Origin of the sequence: Cystobacter fuscus DSM 2262 (assembly GCF_000335475.2) — a bacterium.
GTDB classification, from domain to species: Bacteria; Myxococcota; Myxococcia; order Myxococcales; family Myxococcaceae; genus Cystobacter; species Cystobacter fuscus.
The window spans coordinates 373,110-392,097 of sequence record NZ_ANAH02000006.1 but is presented as its reverse complement, the minus strand read 5'-3'; the positions used below and the strand labels follow the sequence as shown (position 1 = coordinate 392,097).

Here is an 18,988-nt window from a genome sequence, read left to right as displayed (position 1 = left end):
GCGCGGCCTTGTCTCCCAACACGCCGCAAGCAGCCGATGACGGGGGAGAGACCAAGGAGAGCGTCAACCTCCGCTCGCGCTGGGAGCAGGCCTGTACGGGTGGAGATGCGCTGGGGTGCTTCAACCTCGGCGAGTACTACGAGAAGGGCCTGGGAGTGCCCCAGGACGAGCGCCGCGCCGCCACGCTGTAGCTTGCGCTGGTCAGTGAACGAGGCGTGTGCGCCTCCAAGTGCTCTAGACTCTACAGTCGAGCCATTTGAAGAATGCCGCGTGAGCCGTGACTGCTTCGGACGGGATGTTTCCGAGCGAGAGCTGAAGACAGTAATAAGACTTGAGCTTCTGATCCGCTTCCGCCGTCCGCGAACCCAGTAGAGCATCCAGCGGTTTCAACTCCAGAATCTCGAGCTCCTCTTGCCGCAGGGGGCGTACGCCCTGGACTCCGCGAGACTCGAGTCGGACGTCCAGGAGCGTGAGCTCGGTCTTCTTCTCCTGGGCCGAGTAGGTCATCCTGGCCCAGGTGGGACCCACGAACTCCCCGTCCCGCAGCGCTCGGGGATTCATGCCCCGTGCGAGAGCGTAGAAAACGAGAGTCCCCTCCACGGACGGCCACGTCAGCGGAAAAGGGTCGCTGATGTAGCTCCTCCAGCCGATGAATGTGGCATCGGCCGGATTCGCGTTCCTCGGAGCCAGTGACTCCTTCCACTTCTGTTCGGCCACGGCTCTGACCGTCGCCATGACTTCCGCGGTGTCGGGGGGCGAGTTCTTCCACATGCTCGTTCAATCTCCATTCCTGACGGCGGACAGTGGAACCCTATCTCGTTTGACGTGTCGTCAGCCGAGCAGGGTCCGCACCACCTCCTCCGCGAGCCTCGTGCCACGTCCACGCCGCATCAGCAACCGGTAGGTCACCGGGGGAAGGCCGCGCACGGACAGGCGTGCGAGGCCCGGGGTGGCCACCACGTCGTTGATCACTCCCACTCCCACCCCCAACGACGCGAGTCGGCAGACCGCCTCCCAGCCGGTCACCTCCGCGGCGACCTCGAGGGGCCGTCCATGGGCCGAGGCGGCGTCCTCCAGGGTGGCGCGCAGGGCGCGGCCGAGAGGGGGCACCAGGAGCCGGTGCTCGAGCAGTGCCCGCACCTCCACTTCCCGTCCCGCCCGCGCCAGTGGATGCTGCCGGGACGCCACGGCCAGCATCGAGGCGGTGACGAGCGGTTGCGAGCGAAGCCCCGGGGGACTGGACGCGGGCCCGGCCACCACCGCCAGGTGCGCCGAGCCGCGCTCCACGGCGGCGACCGCGGCGGGGCCATCCAACACGAGGAAGGAGAGCACTCCGGTCCGCTCGCGAAGCAGCGGAGCGACGCGCTCGGCCACCACATGCACCAGGGCCCCCTCTCCGCAGGCGAGCACCACCCGCTCCTCCGCGTGTCCCTGTCGCAGCTCCACGCGCAGGGCGCGCTCCCGCTCGAGCACGTCACGCGCCCAGGCGAGCACGCGCGTTCCATCCGGGGTGAGCTGGAGGCGCCGGCCCCGCCGCTCGTAGAGGGAGATCTCCAGCGCCCGCGCCACTCCTTGCAGTCGTGCATGCACCGCTGGCTGGGACAGCCCGATGGCGCGCCCCGCGAGCGTCAGATTGCAGCCAGCCTCCGCGAACGCCACCAGGGCGCGAAGCCCATCCGTTTCCATGAGTGGAACTATCCGTTTCTTCGATAGCTGGTGGGAAGTCCCGATTCGTGAGCGGGAAGGGGGTCGGCTAGTGTTCCTCCTCGGAAGAAAGGAAGGACGGTCATGGCCAGTTCACGTCGCCCGGAGAAGGAACTCCAGGCACTCGCCAGGAAATCGAAGAAGCTCTCATGGTTGTTGCGCCATGGCGCCCGGGAGATGGGCCTCGCCATGGACTCCGCGGGCTTTGCCCTCATCGGCGAGGTGCTGCGGATGACGGGGCTGTCTCGTGAGGAACTCGACGAGGTGGTCGCGGAGAACAACAAGTCGCGCTACGAGGTGCGGGGCAAGCAGGTGCGCGCCGTGCAGGGCCACTCCCTGGAGGGTACCCCCGTGACGCTCGACGGGCTGGAGCGCAGCTGGGACGAGGTGCTCGCGGACGCACCCCTCTACCACGGTACGTCCGTGGCCGCCGCGCGCGCCATCCTCTCTGGGGAGGGCATCCATTCCGCGGCGCGTACCCATGTCCACCTGGCCGCCGCGGTGGACTCGAAGGTGGGCAAGCGCGCCGGTGTGGATGTGCTGCTGGTCATCTCTCCCGCGCGCCTCCGGGCCTCGGGGCTGCGCATCTTCCGCGCACCCAACGGGGTGTTGCTCGCGCGTGCCATTCCCGCGACCACCCTCGTGGACGTGCTCGCGTGCAATGGCCCGGGAAGCTCCGCGCTCGCGGAGCTGAAAAGACGGCTGGGCACGGAGGCCTCCTCTCCCGCGCCTGCCCGGGGCGAATGAGTGTCATCCGTGCTCCTTGGACGACGACCGCGCGCGGCAGGGGGTGGACGAATCCCGCGCCAGTCCCTTTCCTGGGTGCCCTTCGTCACCCTGTCGCACGCGTCACGTCATAGCCCCCGCCGCACGTCGTTGGCTCCGGCTCAGCCCAGATCGAACAGCAGGACCTCGAGCGGCTCGGTCGCGGAGAGCTCCAGCCGAGACTCCTCGGACACGGCCACGCCGTCACCGGCCTTGAGCGCCACGCCGTTGAGCGTGCCCGCGCCGCGTGCCACCTGCAGCCACGCGTGCCGCCCTGGCGCCAGGGTGTAGTCCGTCTTCTCTCCCTGGCCCAGCACGGTGCTGTACAGCCGCAGGTCCTGGTTCACCTTCAGCGAGCCTTCCTGCCCCTCGGGGGACACCACCAGCCGGAACTTGCCCTGGCGCTCCGCGAGCGGGAACTCCTTCTGCTCGTAGCCGGGCTTCAGCCCCGTGCGCTCCGGGAGGATCCAGATCTGCAGGAAGTGCACCTCCTCGTCCGAGTTGTTCATCTCGCTGTGCCGCACACCCGTGCCCGCCGTCATTCGCTGCATCTCTCCCGCGCGCAGCACACCCACCGAGCCCAGGCTGTCGCGGTGCTCCAACTGCCCGTCGAGCACGTAGGTGATGATCTCCATGTCCCGGTGGGGGTGCGCGCCGAAGCCGCTGCGCGCGGCCACCCGGTCCTCGTTGATGACGCGCAGGGCGCGGAAGCCCATGGCGGACGGGTCGAAATAGTCTCCGAACGAGAAGGTGTGATGGGAATCCAACCACCCGTGGTTCGCATGTCCGCGCGCTTCTGAATTCCGAACGATCATCATGATGTCGTGTCTCCTTGTCTGACAGACATCATGTGGGGGAGACCCCTCGTGAACTAGGCGCCCGTTTTGGGACGCATTGTTCTACCCATGGGATTCGTGCTAGCTCTCCACCCAGCCATTCGACGCTCCGATGGCGGCGCGACGCGACGTCGTGACCGTAGGGCGTCCTCGGATGGCGTTGGTCGCAGTGGCGTCATCCGGGTTCCCACCCGTGCCGTTTCAGGAGACGCCTCCTCATGTCCGACGCCCAGCTCCCCGTCCTCGACTTCGTCCTGAGCAACTACAAGAACTTCAACGCCCGCGCCACGCGCGACGCGCTCCTCGCCTACTGGCGCCACATCTCCGCGGGTGGCCGCATGTTCTGGGCCGTGGCCGGGGCCATGTCCTCCGCCCAGCTCGGCATCACCCTCGCTCCCGCCATCCGCGCCGGCCTCATCCACGGCCTCTCCGTCACTGGCGCCAACCTCGAGGAGTCGCTCTTCCGGCTCGTCGCGCACCACAGCTACAAGGACTTCCCGGACTACCGCTACTTCACCAAGGAGAAGGACACGCAGATCCTCGCCGACCGGATGCGCCGCGTCACCGACACGAGCATCCCCGAGGATGAGGCGTTCCGCGCGGTGGAGAAGACGATCGTCCCCATGTGGCAGCGCGCCACCAAGGGCGGCGAGCGCCGCTTCTGGCACGAGTACTTCTACGAGGTCATCCAGGCCATCGAGCCCTCGGCCCACGAGGGAAACCCCGAGGAGTGCTGGCTGCTCGCGGCCGCGCGCGCGAAGCTGCCCATCGTCGTGCCGGGCTACGAGGACTCCACCTTCGGCAACATCTTCGCCTCGTACGTGCGCTCGGGTGAGTGCAATGCCAGCATCGCCAAGTCCGGCATCGAGTACATGGCGGACTTCTACGACCGCTACCAGGAACTCTCCGCGGGCGAGGGGATTGGTTTCTTCCAGATTGGCGGTGGCATCGCCGGGGACTTCCCCATCTGTGTCGTGCCGTCCATCAAGTACGACCTCGCCCAGCCCGTGAAGCCGTGGGCGTACTTCTGTCAGATCAGCGACTCGACGACCTCGTACGGCTCGTACTCCGGCGCCACGCCCAACGAGAAGATCACCTGGGACAAGCTCACCGAGACCACGCCCATGTTCGTCATCGAGTCGGATGCGACGATCGTCGTGCCGCTCGTGCTCCGCGCGCTGCTCGAGTGCAAGCGCCACCCCGCCGAGGCGGAGGCGCTCATCGCCCGGCACATGGGCTCTCGCTGACGTGTCGGCGAGGGGGGCCGGGTGCCAGTCCCGCACCAGGCTCCCCGGCCTTTTCGCCGGCCGGCGGGGAGTCCGACCGGGCTTGAACCGGTGACGTGGATCAGGTCCAGTCAACGCTTGCGACACCGGGCCTCTTCAGGACTGGAGACGAGGGAGAAGACCATGACGAACGTGGAACAGTTGCGCGCGGCGATGCTGAAGGGCGTACACGAGCGCGCGACGACCGATACCTTCGACCTGCACGGAGCGCTGCGCGCCATGCTCGCGCCGCTCGGTTTTACCCCGGAGGACTGCGGGGGAACCATCCGCTTCGACAAGTGCGATCCGCTCATGCCGAGCAACCTCCGCCTCGGTGGCGCGGCGGCGCTCGCGCTCGTGCAGCAGTCCGTCATCGCGGCGAAGCTCTGGCGGATGCGCGGCGGGCTCGGGCAGGACATCCACGTGGACCTCGGGCAGGCCATCCGCCGGCTCGCGCCCGCCTCGGAGCTGAAGTGGGAGACGCTCAACGGCTACCCGGCGGACGTGGCGGACCGGACCATCTTCTCGTACCTGGGTTTCTATCCCACGAAGGACGGACGCCACATCCTGCCGGCCAACATCTACCCCGGCCTGAAGACGCGGATGCTCGCGGTGCTCGACTGCGCCGACAACCCGAAGGCGCTTGGACGAGCCATCGCCCGGTACACCGCGGACGAACTCGAGGCGCTCGGGGAACAGCACGGCATCGTCTTCGCGAAGGTCCGCACGGTGGACGAGTTCGTCGCGACGGAGGTCTTCGAGTACCTCGCCAGCCGGCCCCTCATCGAGATCGAGAAGGTCGGTGACTCCGCTCCCGAGCCGTTGCCGTCGTTCGGCACCCACCCGCTCTCCGGGGTGCGCGCGCTGGGCATGGGACATGTGATCGCCGGAGCGGGCATCGGCCGGTCGCTCGCGTCGCTCGGCGCGGACTGCCTCAACGTGTGGCGCGTGATGGAGTGGGAGCAGGACACCCTGCTCGCGACGGCGAACGTCGGGGTGCGCTCCACGCGGTTGCACGTGAAGTCCGAGGACGGCCAAAGGCAGTTGCACGCGCTGCTGCGCGACGCCGACGTCTTCTACGCCAACCGCCGGCCCGGCCTGCTCGCCGAGCTGGGCGTGGACCTGAAGGCCGCCACGGCGGTGCGCCCCGGTCTCATCCACGTCACGGTCAGCACGCACGGCGAGGACGGCCCCTGGAAGAGCCGCGTCGGCTTCGATCAGGTGGCGGGCACGGTCACGGGCATGGTCGCGGCCGAGGGGACGCTCGCGGCGCCCCGGTTGCCGCCCACGTCCATCATCAACGACTATCTCGTCGCGTGGCTCGGCGCGACTGGCGCCATGGCGGCGCTGGCGAGGCGCGCGGTCGAGGGGGGCAGCTACCGCGTCCACGTCTCGCTCACGCGCGCCGCGATGTGGGCGGTGACACTCGGGCTCTTCGATCCCCGCTATGTCGAGTCCGCGGTCCGCTCGGGCGGGGAGCACACGCTGATCGACCCGCAGCTCTTCACGTCGCTCACGCCGCTCGGCATCTACCAGGGCGTGACGGAGAACGTGACCCTGTCGCGCACGCCCCACCACTACATGAACGTGCTGTCACCGCGCGGCGCGGATCAGCCGGTGTGGCTGCCGCGGCCAAAGCAGGTCAACACCGCCGAGTTCATCAAGCTCTTCCGCTGACGCGCGGGGAAGGGGGAAAGGCGGGGGAAGGTGTCCGGGGGAAGGTGTCCGGGGGAAGGTGTCAAAGGACTCGTTCGACACCTGCCTCCTACGAATCGTCTGACACCTCAGGTGGGCCTCCTACGAGTCGTCTGACACCTCAGGTGCGAGTCGTCTGACACCTCAGGTGGACACCTCAGGTGCCCCCACCTCGTGTCACGCCGACCACGAAGTCGAGGAATGCCCGGACCTTGGCCGACATGAGCTGCGCTGAGTGGTGGTACGCGTAGAGCGGGTATGTCTCGTCGGCCCACTCGGGCAGCACCTGCACGAGCCTGCCGTCGGCGAAGAACTCGCGCGCGTGGAACTCGAGCACCTGCGTGATGCCTTGCCCCGCGAGACATGCCGCCAGCATCGGACCGAACTGGTTGACCATCAGCGGGCCGCTCACGTTGACGGGCACGACCTTCCGTCCGCGCACGAACTCCCAGCCGAAGGGGCTGCCGGTCGAGGGATCGCGCATCAAGATGCAGCGGTGCTTCTCGATGTCGCGGGGATGGCGTGGTGCTCCGTGCCGGGCGACGTACTCCGGGGATGCGCACGTGACGACGTGCGAGCGCATGAGGAGTCGCGCCTTGAGCGCGGAGGGCTCCGGGTCGCCGAGGCGGACGGCGACGTCGAAACCCTCGCGGACGAGGTCGCCCATGCGGTCGCGCGCGACGAGCTCGACGAACAAGTCGGGGTGCTGCTCGAAAAACGGCTGAAGGTGCGGCGTGAGCACGAGCTGCGCCGTGCCGGGGTCAGCGTTGACGCGCAGACGCCCGCGCACCTTGGCTTTCGAGTCGCCCGCTTCGCTCGTGGCCTCTTCGATGGCGCGCAGGTGCGGTGCGATCGACTCATAGAAGCGCCGACCCTCCTCGGTGAGCGAGATGGCGCGCGCGGTGCGCCGGAACATGCGAACGCCGACGCGCTCCTCGAGGCGTGCCACCGCGCGGCTGACGGCGGGCTGCGTGAGTCCGAGTGCTTCGCCCGCGCCGACGAAGCTCCCGGCTTCCACCACCGCGCGGAGAATGCCGAGGCCATCGAGTACCTGCCTGTCGGAGTTTCGAGACATACTTTCGCGCATGCTTAGCATGTCGAGCGTGCGGATTGTGATGGTCTTCGACTCGGCGCAGATTGGTCGAAACCACAGAGGACCTCGTCATGCGCGTCTTCGTCACGGGAGCCACGGGCTTCGTTGGCTCGGCAGTCGTCCAGGAACTTCTCGCCGCGGGGCACGAGGTGCTTGGCCTCGCTCGGTCTGACGCGGGTGCCGCGTCGCTCACGGCCATCGGCGCCTTCGTGCAGCGCGGATCGATCGAGGAACTCGACAGCCTCGAGCGCGGCGCGGCGACGTCGGATGCCGTCATCCACACGGCGTTCAACCACGACTTCTCGAAGTACAAGGAGAGCTGCGAGTTCGACAGGCGTGTCATCGAGACGCTGGGTGCGGCGCTCGCCGGAACGACGCGCCCGCTGATCATCACGTCGGCCCTCGGTGTGCTGCCGAAGGGCGTGCTCGGGACAGAGGAGACGGCGCCGGCGTCCGGGGTCGAGGCGCATCCTCGCGCGGCGACCGAAGAGGCCGCCGACGCCGTCGCCGCGCGCGGTGTGCGCGTCTCGGTGGTGCGTCTGCCACCGTCGGTCCACGGCGACGGCGATCCTCACTTCGTGCCGACACTGATCAAACTGGCGCGGCGAACGGGCCTCTCCGCGTACATCGGCGACGGCGGCAACCGCTGGTCCTCCGTGCATCGGCTCGATGCCGCGCGGCTCTATCGACTCGTGCTCGAGAAGCGGCCTGGCGGCGGGCGGTACCACGCGGTCGCCGACGAGGGCATCCCGTTCCGCGACATCGCCACCGCCATCGGCCGTCGCCTCGGGGTGCCGAGTGTCGGTAAGCCTCGCGACGAGGCCGCGCAGCACTTCGGTGGCTTCATGAACTTCGCGGCGCTCGATGCCCCGGCCTCGAGCGCGCGAACGCGCGAGCAACTCGGGTGGAACCCGAAGCAGGTCGGCCTCCTCGCGGACCTGGAACAGGGCCGCTACTTCGCGGCGTGAACCGAGCCTTCCATGACCACGAAGAACCAGGTGAGGCTCGGCGGGAGTGGCCCGTCCGTGTTCCCCATCGCCCTGGGCTGCATGGGGATGGGCGCCGGGAGCTGGTACGGCCACAGCGACGAGTCCGAGAACATCGCGACGATCCATGAGGCGCTCGAGCGCGGCGTGAATGTCCTCGACACGGGCGACTTCTACAGCATGGGGAGGAACGAGCTCCTCGTCGGCGAAGCGCTGCGAGGTCGACGCGACAAGGCGATCATCAGCCTGAAGTTCGGGACGCTGCGGGGGCCTGACGGAGCGTTCTTGGGGGCCGACGCGCGCCCATCGGCCGTGAAGAACTTCCTCGCGTACAGCTTGTCGCGCCTCGGCGTCGAGTACGTCGACATCTATCGGCCCGCGCGCCTCGATCCGAACGTGCCCATCGAAGACACCGTGGGCGCGATCGCTGACCTGGTGAAGGCGGGCTACGTCCGTCACATCGGCTTGTCCGAGGTCGGCGTCGAGACCATCCAGCGTGCCGCGAAAGTGCATCCGGTCTGCGACGTGCAACTCGAGTACGCGTTGGTGAGCCGCGGCGTGGAGGCGCGCATCCTCCCGGCGCTCGCCGAGCTTGGGATCGCGATGACCGCGTACGGTGTGCTGTCGCGCGGCATGCTCACTGGCGCGAAACCCAAGGGCGAGGGAGATGTCCGGGCATCCTTTCCGCGCTTCGTGGCGGGCAACGTCGAGAAGAACCAGTCGCTCGTCGACGCGCTGGCGCGCGTGGCAGCGGACAAGGGCACGACCCCCGTGCAGCTCGCGATCGCGTGGGTCCGCGCGAAGGGCGTGGCGCATGGCGTGACGATCCTTCCCACGGTCGGCTCTCGCACGCGCACGCAGCTCGCCAACGCAATGGGTGGCATCGACGTCTCGCTCGAGCCATCGGAGGTCGCGGCGCTCGAGGCGGCGGTACCCGCCAGCCAGGTCGTTGGCACGCGCTACTCGGAGTCGGGCATGGCGCGGCTCGACAGCGAGAAATGAGCGTGGCAAGTCCCCATCCGCTAACCTGCCGCGAATGCTCACCGAGGTCAGCGCGGGGCCGTACACGATTCGAGGCATCTCCGTGGGCGGCGTGTACACGTCGCTGCAGGTGCCGGAGCTGGGCGTGGTGCTCGACGCGGGGGTTCCCATCCGCTCCTTCGCGGGCACGGATCGCATCTTCCTGAGCCATGGGCACTCCGACCACGCGAGCGCCCTGGGCTCGTTGCTCGGCATCCGCGGTCTCATCGGCAAGGACACCCCTCCGCGCGTGTTCCTCCCCGCGGAGATCGAAGCGCCCCTGCGCGAGACGCTCGCGGTGCAGGGCCGGCTGCTGCGCGCCTCCCTGAATGTCGAGACCGTGCCGATGCTGCCGGGGGACACGCATTCCCTGGGGCATGGCCTGTGGGTGCGCGCCTTCCGCACGCACCATCCGGTGCCCTCGCTCGGCTACCAGTTCTTCCGCCGCGTCTCGAAGCTCAAGCCCGAGCACCAGCACCTGCTCCCGGAGGAGATCGCCCGGGGGCGCAAGGCGGGGGCGGACCTGTTCGACGAGGTGGAGCGGCTGGAGCTGGCCTACGCCACCGACACGCTCTCGCGGGTGCTGGAGACATCCCCCGAGCTGTTCGACAGCCGGGTGCTCATCCTCGAGTGCACGTTCCTCGACGGCAAGCGCACGGTGACGGATGCCCAGGAGCGCTCGCACCTCCACTTCGAGGAGATAAGCGCGCGGGCCGAGCGCTTCCAGAACGAGGCCCTGGTGTTGATGCACTTCAGCCAGGCCTACAGCCCCGCCGAGGTGCACGCCGTCCTCCGGGCGCAGGTGCCCGAGCGACTGCGGGACAGACTGCGCATCTTCGCTCCCGAGACGGGGCGCTGGTTCGGATGAAGGGGGAGGGGACGGACGTGGCCGGTCGGACACGGCGTGGCCCGCGGGACACGCTCGCGCCGTGTGGGTCCGCGCGCCACACCTCGTGAATCCCCCTCGGGATCCAGAATCTGGCGAGCCGCGCATGCGCTGGCATCCTGTGTGCTCTGGCCCGGTGTTCAAGGAGGGTTTCCAAAGTCATGAGCAAGCGCGTGGGTGTCCTGATGGGGGGCTGGGGCGAGGAGCGGGAGATTTCCTTGAAGACGGGGGAGGCGATGGTGGCGGCCCTCGAGTCCCGTGGCCACGAGGTGGTCCGCGTCTTCGCCGGCCCGGGGTTGGATCGGGCGCTGCGCCAGGCCGAGCTGGATGTGGCGGTGCTGGCCCTGCACGGGCGCATGGGCGAGGACGGCAAGGTGCAGGGACTGCTGGAGCTGATGGGTTTGCCTTATACGGGCTCGGGGGTGTTGGCCTCCGCGCTGGCCATGAACAAGCCCATGGCCAAGCAACTCTTCAGGTTGCACAACCTGCCCACGCCCTCGGGCTACCGCGTGAGCCGCGCGGACGCGCACCGGGCGGCGGAGCTGCATGGGGACCTGGGGTTTCCCTGCGTGGTGAAGCCCGCGTTCGGGGGCTCGTCGGTGGGGCTCTCCCTGGTGCGTGACGCCGAGGCGCTCACGGCCGCGGTGGCGCTGGCGTGCCGCTTTGGGGGCGAGGCCCTGGTGGAGCGCCGGGTGCTCGGCCGCGAGGTGACGGTGGGCATCCTCGGCGACGAGGCGCTGGGCACGTGTGAGATCGCCACCCCGCGCGAGGGCTTCGACTACGACGCCAAATACAAGGGCGGCTCGAGCTACTTCCTCCCCGCGCGCCTGTCGCCCACGCGCCTGAAGAACGTGGAGTCGCTGGCGCTCGCGGCCTACCGGGCCCTGGGCTGCCGCGGCTATGGCCGGGTGGACCTCATCTGCTCGGACGAGGAGAACGACGTCATCCTCGAGGTGAACACCCTGCCGGGGATGACGCCCACGAGCCTGTTGCCGAAGATCGCCGCCGCCCGGGGGCTCGACTTCCCCGCGCTGATGGAGCGCATCCTGGAGCTCGCCGCGCGCGACGAGGTGGAGGTGAGCGGAATGTCGGCGCTGTCCCCGGCGGAGCCTACGTCAGAGGTCAGGCGGGTGGCGGGTTGATGTCCCTGGAAAACCTTCCCATCCCGACAAGCATTTGACAGCCACCTGACGCGTCCCTATTGTCCGGCGCTCGTGACGGCCTGGGAATGACAAACCCTTGTCATTCCGGGCACATACGAGGCGGGGGGCCTCCGCTCGACCGAGTGCGGCGGTCGGTGTGGGTTGGTCTTTCACTCCGCCGTGCAGGGTTGATGACCGCGGCGACTTCACCCGCGGGAGGGGCCAGGTCAGATGACCACCGTCGAGATCCTCTTCTTGGGCGTGTACTTCAGCGTCCTCTGTGTGCTTGCGGTGTACGGGTCGCACCGCTACCGGATGGCGTACCTGTACTACCGTCACAAGTTCAAGCTGCCGACGCCCCGGGGCGTGTTGGCGGAGTTGCCGCGCGTCACCATCCAGCTGCCCATCTTCAATGAGATGTACGTGGTGGAGCGGCTGGTGGAGGCGGTGTGCCGCATCGACTACCCGCGCGAGCTGTTGGAGATCCAGGTCCTGGATGACTCCACGGACGAGACGTGCGCGATTGCCCGGGCGTGCGTGGAGCGCCAGCGGCAGAAGGGGCACGACATCGTCTACGTGCACCGCACCAACCGCCAGGGCTACAAGGCGGGCGCGCTGGAGAACGGCCTGTTGACGGCCAAGGGCGAGTTCATCGCGGTGTTCGACGCGGACTTCGTGCCGGGGCCGGACTTCCTGCACCGCACGGTGCCGTTCTTCGCCGACAGCCAGGTGGGCATGGTGCAGGTGCGCTGGGGCCACCTCAACCGCGACTTCTCCATCCTCACCCAGGCGCAGAGCATCTTCCTGGACGGGCACTTCATCATCGAGCACACCGCGCGCAACCGCTCGGGCTGCTTCTTCAACTTCAACGGCACGGCTGGCATCTGGCGGCGCGTGACGATCTCGGACGCGGGCGGCTGGCAGCACGACACGCTCACCGAGGACCTGGACCTGAGCTACCGCGCGCAGGTGAAGGGCTGGCAGTTCATCTTCCTGCCCGACGTCATCTCCCCGGCCGAGGTGCCGGTGGACATGAACGCCTTCAAGAGCCAGCAGCACCGCTGGGCCAAGGGCTCCATCCAGACGGCGCGCAAGCTGCTGCCGATGATCCTCAAGAGCGACCTGCCCTTCATCGTCAAGCGCGAGGCCTTCTTCCACCTCACCAACAACATGGCCTACCTGTTGATGGTGGTGCTCAGCGCGCTCATGCCGCTGTCCATGGTGGTGCGCTTCCAGCACGGGCTCTACGGCACGCTCTTCCTGGATCTGCCCTTCTTCATCAGCGCCACCGCCAGCGTGTGCGTCTTCTACGTGGCCGCCCAGCGCGAGCGCGGGGCCACGGGCTGGGAGCGCATCAAGTACCTGCCCTTCCTGATGAGCCTGGGCATTGGCCTGGCCATCAACAACGCCCGGGCGGTGCTCGAGGCGCTGCTGGGTCAGCAGTCCGGCTTCACCCGCACGCCGAAGACGGGCGCCGAGGGCAAGAAGGTCACCGCCATCAAGAAGAGCTACCGCGGCGACAAGACGCTGATGCCCATCCTGGAGCTCTCCTTCGCGCTCTACTTCACCGGCGCGCTCTGGTTCGCCTTCGAGAAGCGCATCTACACCTCGGTGCCCTTCATCCTGCTGTTCCAGCTCGGCTTCCTCTACGTGGGCGTGTCCAGCCTGCTGCAGGGCCGCCTGCGCTTCAGTGAGTCGGCTCCGGCGGCCGTGGTCGCCGAGGAGCAGACCCGCCGCGCGGCTTGAGGGCTCGCGCGGGCGGGGTGGGGACGGGCTCTTCAGTCCCCCGCGTCCCCCGAGGGAGTCCCGGCATCCGGCGCGGGCTGAGCAGGGGCCTCGCGCTTGAGCAGCCGCTGTTCCTTCCACTCGGGCTGGGTCCCATGGGCCGCCGGGCGGCAGTCCTCGTCCAGCGCCATCGCGCTCACCGAGCGCAGCGTGAGGCCCTGGTCATCACAGCCCACCACCCGCGTGGGGAAGCTCACCGGACAGGCGGTGCCCGCCGCGGTGAAGACCGTGGCCCGCGTCTCCCCCACGAAGCCCTCGGGCGTGCGCTCCAGGACGATGCTCACCGCCGTGCCCGCGTCCGCGGGGGCGGGTGCTTCCTGCTGGGCGCGTGTCACGGAAAGTGTGAGCGTGCTCCCATCATCCGCGCCCTGGTAGCGGAAGCTCGGATTGTCCGCGTGCTGGTACTCCCCCATCTGGTTCCGCTCGCACCCGGGGGGCACCTGGTTGGAGGGGACGGTTGGGGGCGGGGCGGGGGTTCGGGCCGGACAGGCCGTGAGGGCGGTGGCGAGGCCCCCGGCGGCGATCCACAGGCGTGTGCGTGACATTCGGCGACAACCTTCACTCATGTTTGATTCCTCCCGCGCGACTCTCTAACCTCTCCGGCGAATGCTCTCGCGCCGCGTCCACTTGATCGCGTTGGTTTTTTGTCTCATCGCGCCCCGCGCCCTCGCCCAGGGGGACGATGATCTCCTCGCGCCGTTGACGCCCTCGGCTCCGGCCACCAAGGGCAAGACGACCAAGGCCAAGAAGCCCACCAAGGCCGCCAAGGGCAAGAAGCCCGGCAAGGCGGCCGAGGCGGAGCAGGACGACGAGGCTGATCTGCTCGCGCCCCTGGTGAAGAAGACCGAGCTGCTCGTGAAGTTCAACGGCGGCACCCGGGGCACGCGCCTGCTGGTGGATGAGAAGGACCTGGGGCCGGTGTCCAAGAACCCCGTCGAGGTGGACGAGGGCGAGCACACCGTGGTCGTGCGCAAGCCGGGCTACCGGGACTTCTCCAAGCGCCTCACCTTCAAGGCCGGGGAGCGCACCGAGGTGGCCGTGTCGCTCGAGGCCACGGCGGGCTTCGTGTCGGTGAAGGCGGACATCGCGGGCGCCCGGGTGCTGGTGGATGGCGAGGAGCGGGGCCGCACCCCGCTCGAGGACTTGTTGCTGTCGGCCGGCTCGCACGAGATCGTCGTCGAGCAGGAGGGCTTCCGCCCCGAGTCGCAGCGCATCGCGGTGCGCGCCGGCAAGGAGTACACCGTCAACTTCAACCTGCGCCCGGGTGCGCTCGCGAAGACGGACGAGCCGCGGGCGCCGGTGCTCACGCCCAGCGCCGTGGCCGAGCCCTCGCCGTTCACCCAGCCGCCGGCGGAGGTCGCCGTGAGCAAGCCCCTCACCCAGCGCTGGTACTTCTGGGCGGGCGTGGGCGCGGTGGTGGCCGCCGCCGCCGTGGGCACGGTGGTGGCGACCTCGCAGCCGCTCAGCGCGGACGCCGTCTGCGGCGGCGTGTGCGATGGCGTCATCAACGGTCCCCAGGGTGCCTCGGCCGGGGGATTGCGCTTCTGACGTTCCCGCCCGGGGCGTCTAGCCCCGGAAGCGCTCCGGGTGCGCGGTGATGTAGACCACCGCCCCCGCGATGATGAGCAGCAGGGGCGCGGCGCGAACGAAGACGCGGGGCCCGGCGCGCAGGGCGATGCCCACGGGCAGGCCGAAGAGGAAGCCGCCGAGGTGCCCCGCCCAGCTCACGCCGGGAATCAGGCTGAGCACCGCCACCTGCGCCAGCCAGAAGATGATGCCGCGGCGGAACTCGCGCGTGGCGGTGACGAGCATGGCGCCTCCGTAGCCGAGGATCATCCCCGAGGCCCCGACGGTGACCACCTTGAAGTTGAACAGCAGGGCGAAGGCGGACGAGCCCAGCGCGGCGATGAGGGACAGCAGCAGGAAGCGGCCGCTGCCGATGGCGCGCTCGAAGGGCGTGCCGAGCGAGTACGCCACCCACATGTTGAAGGCCAGGTGGAGCGGGCCTCCGTGGGTGAGGATGCAGCCGAGCACCCGCCAGTATTGGCCGTCCTGGACGAGGGGCCCATAGAGGGCGAGCCACTGGAAGACGGGCCCCAGGCCCCCGCGCAGGGTCTCGCCCTGGCTCAGCACGGCATCCACGACGAACAGGGCCACCGAGCCGCCGATGACGGCCGCGCACACCGGAGGGGGGCGGGGCGCGCGAGCGCGCGGGAAGAACGGGGGAGGCGGGGGTCGTTGCTCGGTCCCGGAGGAGGGTGGGGCGCCGTGGGGATCGGTGGGAGAGGTCATCCGGTGCTCATTAGGGGAGGCGAAGGGGGCGGGGACGCGGGAAGTGGGTGTGCCTGGGATGTACCATGTCCCCCATGCCCGCCCATCCGCGTCACTGGCCGTTGCTCGCCCTGTTGTTCGCTCCTGGGATCGCCGCCGCCGGCGACTTCGTCCCGCCCGAGGTGCAGTTCTCCCTGCAGCACCTCAAGACCGAGGAGCGGGCACGCGCGGCGCGTGCGCTCGGGCCCCTGGAGGCGCTTCCCCGCTACCAGGTGCAGCTCGAGGTGGATCCGACCGCGCGCGCGGTGAAGGGTCACCTCCGGGTGGAGTGGAGCGTGCGCGGCCGTGCGCTCGACGCCATTCCCCTGCGCCTCACCCCCAACGCCTTCTCGCCCCGGATGTCCCTCTCCGAGGTGACGGTGAACGGCAAGCCCGTGAAGCCGCAGCGCCCCGAGGACGGCCTCTACCTGCTGCCACTGGCCGAGCCCCTCGCCCCGGGGAGCACGGTGGTGGTGGAGTTGGATTTGGAGGGGCGGGTGCCTCGGGCGCAGCCGGGCACGGCGTCGCTGTTGGGGTCGCTCGGCGGAGGCAGTGGAGAGGCGGGTGACTATGGGGCCTTCTCCGCGACGGAGGACTTCATGAGCCTGGTGGGCGTGGTGCCCCGGGTGCCTCCGCTCGACGCGAGCGGCACGCCCTGGGGCGGTCCCACCGGCGTGGGCGACCTGGCGCTGTACGAGCCCGCCAACGTGCTCGCCAACGTCATCGTTCCCTCGGGCTGGAAGGCGCACGTCACGGGCGTGGCGATGGGCGAGGTGCCCCAGAAGAATGGTCATGTGCGCTACAGCTTCGCGGCGGGCGCGGTGCGCGACTTTCCCGTGTTCGCCTCGCGCGGCTACCAGAGCGCCACGGCCACGGTGAATGGCGTCAGCGTGGAGAGTCACTTCGCGACCCGGGACGCCGAGGTGGGCAAGCGCGTGCTCAAGTACGCGAGCGACGCGCTCACCGAGTTCGAGCGGCGCCTGGGGCCCCTGCCCTTCAAGAACTTCCGGGTGGTGGAGGCGCCGTTGTCGGGGGGCGCGGGCGGCATGGAGTTTCCCGGCCTCGTCACGGTGGGCACGTCGCTCTACCGCGGGGCGGCGGATCCGGCGGGCGCGCTCGAGGGGCTGCCGGGGATGGGGCAGATGCAGGGCCTCTTGCAGGCCATGGGCGGGGACACGGCGCCGCTCGGGCTGCTGGGCAAGGCGCTGGAGCGCACGCTCGAGTTCACTGTGGCCCACGAGGTGGCGCACCAGTATTTCGCGGGGCTGGTGGGCTCGGATCCCATCAACGCGCCGGTGGTGGACGAGTCGCTCGCCCAGTACACGGCGCTGCTCTACATGGAGTGGAAGCACGGGCGCGCGGTGGCCGAGCAGATGCGGCAGGAGGCGCTCGTGTCGGCCTACCACATGATGCGCATGTCCGGCGGCAAGGACGCTCCGGCGGACCGGCCCACCTCGGGCTTCGAGGACTCGCTGCAGTACGGCGCGCTGGTGTACGGCAAGGCGCCGCTCTTGCACCACGCCTCGCGCAAGCTCATCGGGGACGAGGCCTTCTTCAAGGGCATGCGCTCCTACGTGGACACGTACCGCTTCAAGTGGACGTGCGGGGAGTGCTTCACCCAGGAGCTCGCCAAGGCGAGCCCCTCGAATGCCAAGGAGCTGGAGCGGCTGCGCGTGCGTTGGTGGAAGGAGGCCCACGGGGACGAGGACCTCGGCGAGCCCAACCTGGGGGCGCTGCTGGGCGGCGGGGGCCAGATGGACCCGGAGACGCTCAAGCTCATGGAGGAACTGCTGCCGGGCCTGATGAAGGGGTTGCAGCCGTAGGCGTCAGTCGAGCGTCAGTCGAGCATCAGTCGAACAGTGCCTGGACGAACTCGCGAGGCTCGAAGCGGCGCAGGTCGGCGACCTTCTCGCCGACGCCCACCCACACCACGGGCAGCTTCAGCTCGTCGCAGATGCCGATGATGACGCCGCCCTTGGCGGTTCCATCCAGCTTGGTGAGCGCGAGCGCCGTGACGCCCACCGCGTCGTGGAACTGCCGCGCCTGCTGGATGGCGTTCTGGCCGTTGGTGGAGTCGAGCACCAGCAGCACCTCGTGGGGCGCCCCGGGGAGCGCCTTGTCGATGACGCGCTTGACCTTCTTCAGCTCGTCCATGAGGTTCACCTTGGTGTGCAGCCGGCCCGCCGTGTCCGCGATGACCACGTCCGCGCCCGAGGCCTGCGCCTTCTTGATGGCCTCGAAGATGACGGAGCCCGGGTCCGCGCCCTCGTTGCCCTTGATGAGCTCGGCCTTGGCCCGGTCCGCCCACACGTCGAGCTGCTCGGCGGCGGCGGCGCGGAACGTGTCGCCCGCGGCCAGCACCACCTTCTTGCCCTGTCCGGTGAGCTGCGCGGACAGCTTGCCGATGGTGGTCGTCTTCCCCGCGCCGTTGACGCCCACCACCATCACCACGTGCGGCGGGCCGCCGCCCTCCAGCGTGCGCGGCACCGGCAGGTCCACGATGCGCGTCACCTCCTCGCGGATGAGCGACTTGATGCGGCTCGCGTCGCTCAGCTCGTTGCGCTTGAGCTTTTCGCGCGCCACCTCCACGAGGTTGGACGCCGTGCGCACGCCGATGTCCGCCGTGAAGAGGATCTCCTCCATCTCCGCGAGCACCGACTCGTCCACCTGGCGGTTGGCGCCGAACAGGCCATTGAGCCGCGCCATGAAGCCCTGGTTGCGCGTGCGATCCAACCCTTGCGCGAGCGTGCGGCCCGCCTCGGCCTCCACCTTGGCGCGGGCCGCCGCCTCCTCGGCGCGCCGGGCCTCTTCGATGGCCGCCTGGGCGCGCTCCTTCTCCTCGCGCACGAGCCGCTCGGCTTCCTCGCGCTCACGCTTGCGGCGCTCGCGCGCCTCGTCCTCCACCGCCTTCTTCGCGCGGTACTCGGCGCGCTTCTCCTCCTCCTCGCGCTCCTTGAGGGCGCGCACCTCGGCCTCCAGCCGGGCGCGCTCCTCGGCGCTGGTGGCGGCCCTGGCGGCGCGCGCGGTCTCCTCGCGCTGACGGGTGAGGGCCTCGGCCCGGGCATGAATCTCCTCCGCCTCGCGGCGCCGGGCGAGCTCCGCCTCGGTGGGCGGCAGCTCGATGCGCAGCTCCGGGCTCTCCGCGGGCAGCTCGGGCTTGCCCGCGGGCGCGGCTGGCTTGCCGGGCAGCTCGGGGCGGCGCTTGAAGAAGAGCTTGCGCGCCGCGGCCACCAGGAGGGCCACGAACAGCACCGCGACGCCGACGCCCACCACGGTGTCCACGGGGCCGCCGCCGGGCGGAGGTGGGGGCGTGCCCGTCTCCGGCACGCCGGGCTGCGTGGCCGGGGGCTGGGGGGAGGGCGCCTGCGCGAGGAGGAAGGGAAGGGCGGTGGGCGTCTGCATGGCGCGCACCGCATATCGCAAGACGTGCTGGGAGTCCTACCCTGTCTTCGGCGCGCGCCGCCCACTGTCCACCACGGGCAGGTGGATGCCGTGCGGGGA

General features: G+C 69.5%; 18 protein-coding genes. 11 read left to right on the top strand and 7 right to left on the bottom strand.

Features of this window, described 5'->3' with window-relative positions; all coding sequences use genetic code 11:
* The first annotated feature begins 8 nt into the window (after positions 1-8).
* Positions 9-191: an SEL1-like repeat protein gene (locus D187_RS11985; protein WP_043429347.1), complete on the top strand. Its 183-nt coding sequence runs from the start codon at positions 9-11 to the stop codon at positions 189-191.
* Between the two features lie 43 nt (positions 192-234).
* Here the strand turns inward: D187_RS11985 and D187_RS11980 are convergent, their stop codons facing one another.
* Together D187_RS11980 and D187_RS11975 are read right to left on the bottom strand one after the other, a co-directional pair.
* Positions 235-771 carry a hypothetical protein gene (locus D187_RS11980; protein ID WP_002631893.1) on the bottom strand — a complete coding sequence of 179 codons (537 nt, stop codon included), beginning with the start codon at positions 769-771 and terminating at the stop codon, positions 235-237.
* A 60-nt stretch (positions 772-831) separates the two neighbouring features.
* Positions 832-1,686: a LysR family transcriptional regulator gene (locus tag D187_RS11975; protein ID WP_002631895.1), complete on the bottom strand. Its 855-nt coding sequence runs from the start codon at positions 1,684-1,686 to the stop codon at positions 832-834.
* A gap of 102 nt (positions 1,687-1,788) precedes the next feature.
* Between D187_RS11975 and D187_RS11970 the strand changes: the two genes are divergently transcribed.
* Entirely contained in the window at positions 1,789-2,451 is a 663-nt protein-coding gene (locus tag D187_RS11970) for an RNA 2'-phosphotransferase (protein ID WP_002631896.1), read from the top strand.
* A gap of 140 nt (positions 2,452-2,591) precedes the next feature.
* Here D187_RS11970 and D187_RS11965 read toward each other — a convergent pair whose 3' ends face one another.
* Positions 2,592-3,287 (bottom strand): pirin family protein, encoded by a 696-nt coding sequence (locus D187_RS11965; protein WP_002631897.1) that lies wholly within the window; start codon positions 3,285-3,287, stop codon positions 2,592-2,594.
* 236 nt (positions 3,288-3,523) lie between these two features.
* Here D187_RS11965 and D187_RS11960 point away from each other — a divergent pair, with 236 nt between their 5' ends.
* The gene (locus D187_RS11960; RefSeq protein ID WP_002631898.1) at positions 3,524-4,552 is read left to right on the top strand and encodes a deoxyhypusine synthase family protein; all 1,029 of its coding nucleotides are present in this window, start codon (positions 3,524-3,526) and stop codon (positions 4,550-4,552) included.
* A 162-nt stretch (positions 4,553-4,714) separates the two neighbouring features.
* Positions 4,715-6,247: a CoA transferase gene (locus D187_RS11955; protein ID WP_002631899.1), complete on the top strand. Its 1,533-nt coding sequence runs from the start codon at positions 4,715-4,717 to the stop codon at positions 6,245-6,247.
* A 175-nt stretch (positions 6,248-6,422) separates the two neighbouring features.
* Here D187_RS11955 and D187_RS11950 read toward each other — a convergent pair whose 3' ends face one another.
* A complete protein-coding gene (locus D187_RS11950) occupies positions 6,423-7,340 on the bottom strand; it encodes a LysR family transcriptional regulator (protein ID WP_002631900.1) in 918 nt (305 codons plus the stop codon).
* An 89-nt stretch (positions 7,341-7,429) separates the two neighbouring features.
* Here D187_RS11950 and D187_RS11945 point away from each other — a divergent pair, with 89 nt between their 5' ends.
* The 5 genes from D187_RS11945 (at position 7,430) to D187_RS11925 (ending at position 13,138) form a co-directional block, all read left to right on the top strand.
* Positions 7,430-8,326, top strand: coding sequence for an SDR family oxidoreductase (locus tag D187_RS11945; protein WP_002631901.1), 897 nt, complete (start codon positions 7,430-7,432; stop codon positions 8,324-8,326).
* 12 nt (positions 8,327-8,338) lie between these two features.
* Complete coding sequence (locus D187_RS11940) at positions 8,339-9,346, top strand: aldo/keto reductase (RefSeq protein WP_002631902.1); 1,008 nt, start codon at positions 8,339-8,341, stop codon at positions 9,344-9,346.
* A gap of 34 nt (positions 9,347-9,380) precedes the next feature.
* Positions 9,381-10,232 (top strand): MBL fold metallo-hydrolase, encoded by an 852-nt coding sequence (locus tag D187_RS11935; protein ID WP_002631903.1) that lies wholly within the window; start codon positions 9,381-9,383, stop codon positions 10,230-10,232.
* Positions 10,233-10,411: 179 nt separating this feature from the next.
* Complete coding sequence (locus tag D187_RS11930) at positions 10,412-11,392, top strand: D-alanine--D-alanine ligase family protein (protein WP_002631904.1); 981 nt, start codon at positions 10,412-10,414, stop codon at positions 11,390-11,392.
* Positions 11,393-11,623: 231 nt separating this feature from the next.
* Positions 11,624-13,138 carry a cellulose synthase family protein gene (locus D187_RS11925; RefSeq protein WP_002631906.1) on the top strand — a complete coding sequence of 505 codons (1,515 nt, stop codon included), beginning with the start codon at positions 11,624-11,626 and terminating at the stop codon, positions 13,136-13,138.
* Positions 13,139-13,170: 32 nt separating this feature from the next.
* Here D187_RS11925 and D187_RS11920 read toward each other — a convergent pair whose 3' ends face one another.
* A complete protein-coding gene (locus D187_RS11920) occupies positions 13,171-13,722 on the bottom strand; it encodes a hypothetical protein (RefSeq protein WP_002631907.1) in 552 nt (183 codons plus the stop codon).
* 82 nt (positions 13,723-13,804) lie between these two features.
* Between D187_RS11920 and D187_RS11915 the strand changes: the two genes are divergently transcribed.
* The gene (locus tag D187_RS11915) at positions 13,805-14,725 is read left to right on the top strand and encodes a PEGA domain-containing protein (protein ID WP_245591682.1); all 921 of its coding nucleotides are present in this window, start codon (positions 13,805-13,807) and stop codon (positions 14,723-14,725) included.
* Positions 14,726-14,743: 18 nt separating this feature from the next.
* Here the strand turns inward: D187_RS11915 and D187_RS11910 are convergent, their stop codons facing one another.
* A complete protein-coding gene (locus D187_RS11910; protein ID WP_081713659.1) occupies positions 14,744-15,469 on the bottom strand; it encodes a rhomboid family intramembrane serine protease in 726 nt (241 codons plus the stop codon).
* Between the two features lie 65 nt (positions 15,470-15,534).
* Between D187_RS11910 and D187_RS11905 the strand changes: the two genes are divergently transcribed.
* Complete coding sequence (locus D187_RS11905; protein WP_002631910.1) at positions 15,535-17,310, top strand: M1 family aminopeptidase; 1,776 nt, start codon at positions 15,535-15,537, stop codon at positions 17,308-17,310.
* 25 nt (positions 17,311-17,335) lie between these two features.
* Here D187_RS11905 and ftsY read toward each other — a convergent pair whose 3' ends face one another.
* Positions 17,336-18,910 (bottom strand): signal recognition particle-docking protein FtsY, encoded by a 1,575-nt coding sequence (ftsY, locus tag D187_RS11900; protein WP_281171773.1) that lies wholly within the window; start codon positions 18,908-18,910, stop codon positions 17,336-17,338.
* Positions 18,911-18,988: the final 78 nt, after the last annotated feature.